Source organism: Allobacillus salarius (assembly GCF_007559425.1).
In the GTDB taxonomy this organism is placed as follows: domain Bacteria; phylum Bacillota; class Bacilli; order Bacillales; family Alkalibacillaceae; genus Allobacillus; species Allobacillus salarius.
In genome coordinates this window covers 1-4,459 of record NZ_VMHE01000047.1, presented here as the reverse complement: position 1 = coordinate 4,459, position 4,459 = coordinate 1, and the positions used below count along the sequence as shown (strand labels likewise).

The following is a 4,459-nucleotide window of genomic DNA, read 5'->3' as shown; positions in this document are numbered from 1 at the left end:
TGAACCAATAAATTGAGGTGGCAAGTGGGCATGCATTTTTAAATGCCATTTCATACATTTTTTACTTGCCAAATACAAATGGTATTACATTTAATGATGTTAAAATAAATGATAAATGCAATGAAATTTGTACTTTTATTTCTGATTGTATAGACAACGTATGCTCTGCTATTAACCATGACCTTACTTTTGTTGACCATCAATTCAGGTTTAATGAAGTAAATGTGTATGCTCAAGTAGAGAAAGGTGAAGAGAAAATTGAAGATATTGATTTAAAAAATGCGGATTTTCTAATAGCCTACATCGATATAAAAGAACCAGACAGGTCAAAAATCCCAAGTCAATTGGAACTATTATTCGCAAGTGTCCGTGATGATGATAGTATTGAAGTTTTTAATTACGATTATGATTTTGTTCTTCTTAAAATTGGGGAATTGTATGAAGGCTATGCCCACGCTTGTGAACCAGTAGATTCTAATTTTACTAGCTATAGAAAATATAATATCATACTCGATGGCCAAGCTAAATTTCATGATATAGTGCTGAATAAAACGAAAATGAAATATTATCCTTTTGCTTCTAATCAAAAAATTGTTATCTATAACGAAAAGACAGACAGTAAAGAAGAAATAGAAGTTAATCTTAAAGAAGATACAGGAGATTAATTACTCTAGCTTAAAAGATGATGGTTTAAAGTGGCAGTCTTGCTATTTTAACAAGAGGCGACTGCCTCCATTGCTAATCACATTGGTACTTCTTGATATAATAAATGAAAAAGGGATGTCGATGATGAGGGATAATAACCAGTTGTTTTATAACTTCGAACAATTGAGATTAGATAAAAAACTAGAAAATATAATGAATAAAGCAGTTAATTGTCAACTTCAATTGTGGATGCTTGAAATTTGTGAGGAAAAACGCATTTCCCAACGCTTGTTATACTCATGGGTAATACCTACTGATTATTGTGACGGTAAATGGTATAAAGCAGATGTAGAAGTTAAGTGGTCCCCTAACACAGGTGCATATAAAGCAAATATAAAAAAGTTTACATTTTATTCCAGTGGAGAGTCAATTTCATCTCTTTTTTTGGAGTTATTAAAAGGAAACTCAATATCTAAGGCTTGTGAAAATCTGAATCTTATCAAACCGCCAAAAGAAGTATCAGAGTTCTCATTAAGCCCTTCACCAGAACAATTATATGTTGTACGTCCACCTGTTTTTCTTGAAACAGAATCTATAAACCTATTGTATAAAGACTACGTTCGTCCTATTCAAAGTCCTTCTCGCTATGTATCTTGTATATCTGCTTCGTTATTTCACTTGCAGAAAATGAATATTTGGGGAGAGAGTGACTTACCTAGTAAACCATTAGATTGTGCTGATGAATTGGTAAGGTTCTGTATAAATGCTTTGAAGAAGGAAACAGGTCTTAAATTTGAGGGTAGTGATTCTAGTAGATTGGGTAATATAGAATGGATTGCAACACCATTACTGGATCCAGAAGAATCACCAATTGATTTTAGTACAGTAAAAGAAAATGTTTCAGATCAAAGTGATAATTTTAATTTAAAGGCGATTAGTTTTAGAGAAGTTGAGGTTTATTTACAATCAGGGCTGAATTTGACTAGCAACAAACTTTTAATAAGATGTCGTTTAAGAAATAATCATGAAATAGTGCTAGATCAAGTAAAGTTAGTTGATACCAAAATTGCTGAACAGGGATTGCGGTACTCTGCAAATCAACAAGTTAGTCGGATTCAATTGACAGTTTGGATTGCTAACTCAGAAGATGGTGAATGGGATATTTGGTATGAACAAGATACCCCACTTATGAGAGAAATGAACATGGCGATGGGGTTGGTTGGATTACAAGGAAATGTAAAACTTAGCACCATACAGGAGTGGAAAAATTCTAAAAAGATTGAGGATAGAATTCAACATTATGAAAAGGTAAAGCAAACCAGTTATCAGCATTCTAATATAGCTGGATATGTTCATGATCCTTGGAATCCCGCCTCAGAAGAAATAAAAAATTATGCCGAGCGTTTATTTCCCCCTAAATCAAAGGGGAGGTTTTTCAAAAAAGGATGGGGAGATAATGGTCCATCTGCACTTAGCTTTGCTGAATGGTTTAAGTCAATAACCAATAATACAGAAAGCAAATTAATATCAATCATAGATCCGTACTTTGACACGGTAGGCATAGAATTAATAGCACATACGCCCACAACAAATACCTCATTTGAAGTAATTACATGCACTCAGGTTGTATCAAACGATGATAAAGCAGAAACAAAACTTAGTGAAATTGATCCACAAAAAAAAAGCTTAGACCCTGAACGTGCTAATCGAATTAAAATGGGTTGTGAAAACCTAAGATTAATTTTATCTCGCTTGCAACTAAAGATACTAGATATACGTGGTAATCAAAGTGGGAAAGCTTCCTATTTTCATGATCGTTATATATTAATTTACGATAGTAATGGAAATGTTTCGGAGGGATATCATTTATCAAATTCTCTTCAGGCTGCAACAAAATTTGATCCGTTATTGATAACTCCAATTCCTCCTGATATCTTAACGAAAGTGGCTAATTATGTAAATGCACTAAGGAATGCCCAACCACCTATCGTAAATCATGCATCAGCAATACAGCTATACCCAGAAAAGGTTGTGAATAACGCCACTTATGAATATGGGGTAAAAAGGAACAACGATAATAGTTTTTCAAAGAAGATTTCTAAAACAAGCTTATTTTTTGCAGAGTTATTACAGGATCCTGATATAGTAACCGCAAATATTGAATCTATTAAACAGAAATTACTAGAGAATAAGTTAATAGATCCAGATAGTTTCCAATTTGTTGTCGAAAATGAAGAGTTTATATATAAAACCTTAAATGGATTTTCTGAAAAGCTAGTGTACAAAGAATATAGAAAGTTCTCCTTGCTTTGGTGGAGTTTTTCAATTTGGTTAGCAAATATAGTTAGTTATGAAAAGTATTTATATAAGGTATCTGATTATCAGGGAGTAAAGCTCGGGGAACGAATCATGTCTTATCTAATAGATACTCCTGATGTAATAACCAAAGGAATTAATGAAACGCAAGAAATTACTGTTCATCAAAAAAATCATTTCCTAAATCATAACTTTAAAGGAAGCTTATATGATGCCTATTTATCATTAGATGGATCTTATGATAATCGTTTATATGGGCAGTATCATCTTCAATTTGCAATAAAAGCAATTCTTTATATACAGCCGTCGTTAATAATAAATACAATAGAAAAGTTACATGAAAAGTCGAAATATCAAAAAGGAAATATTTCTGTCGTAAGGGCGTATCTGTTGGATGAATTAATTATTCACTTGTTGTTTAATCCAAGTCACAATTTGATAAAGTTGTTATTATTATCTAGCGTTCCATCTCTTCGTGGACTAGGATCACAAGCAAGATGGTTTCAAATAAGTGAGGTTGAGGATTTTTCAAAGCCCTCTACCTATGATCTTGCTGAACTCAGCATTAATGAACGCATCTTTGCATTTTCAGAGTGGATTTACCACCTGCGTGTAAAAGCAAATAGATTGGGTAATGAGTCAAAAGAAATCAAAGATGTAAGAATAAACATATATAAACAGATTCAAGAATGTTGGCCCAATAATCTCTCAGAATCTGACAAAAATTATATTTTAAGACGTTTATCTGGGCCGTCTATTGGTGATTGGTCAAAAGATATTTATCATGACTTAGTTCTAGGTTTAGTTCAAGATCAAAAGATTGAAAGTGATGAGTCTATTCTTTTTTGGATTAATATATTGCTTGAAAAAATTGAAGGGAGTAAAGGAGGCTATGTTACTTTCTATGCCCCAACAGATATCTTATTAACGGAACTATGCGCTAGCATCTTACCCAATCTATCAAAGGAAACTTGGAATGCAAAAGTTAAACAATTTCAGAAGTTAATAAATAAATGTAATCGAGAAGTTCGTCTTCCCTTTGAAAAAAGTAATAATTTCCACAATTGGAATAAGGTGAAAAAGCAAGGGCTGTGGTTGAAAGCATTTTTTGAATTGGCATACCCAGCTGCAAATGATAAAAAAATAGATATAGCAGAATTACTTAACCGAATGGATAAAAAATTGATGATTAGCTCGGATAGTACAGATCAAGATTTATATGACTTTGCAAACCAGACCACCTATCCATGATAGTCCATATGTTAGGTCATTAATAACAACGTACACATCAAACTCAAACGTACCACCACTTATTTTGCCTCCTATTAATGTTGTTAAAATGATGGAGGATAAATAGGGAAAAAAACGGCAACGATAATTGTTGTAGTTTTTCTATTAATCTACTATACTAGTTTTTGCTAAATGAATCAATTTCATAAATCTTAGCCCTTACAGGGCAAGGGTTTCAAAACACAAAAAAGGAAGTACCTCCCCAAAG

General features: G+C 32.7%; 2 protein-coding genes. Both read left to right on the top strand.

Annotated elements, in window-relative coordinates:
- The first annotated feature begins 17 nt into the window (after positions 1-17).
- Positions 18-665 carry a hypothetical protein gene (locus FPQ13_RS12770; RefSeq protein ID WP_144089709.1) on the top strand — a complete coding sequence of 216 codons (648 nt, stop codon included), beginning with the start codon at positions 18-20 and terminating at the stop codon, positions 663-665.
- A 70-nt stretch (positions 666-735) separates the two neighbouring features.
- The gene (locus FPQ13_RS12765) at positions 736-4,212 is read left to right on the top strand and encodes a VPA1262 family protein (RefSeq protein ID WP_144089708.1); all 3,477 of its coding nucleotides are present in this window, start codon (positions 736-738) and stop codon (positions 4,210-4,212) included.
- Positions 4,213-4,459 lie beyond the last annotated feature (247 nt).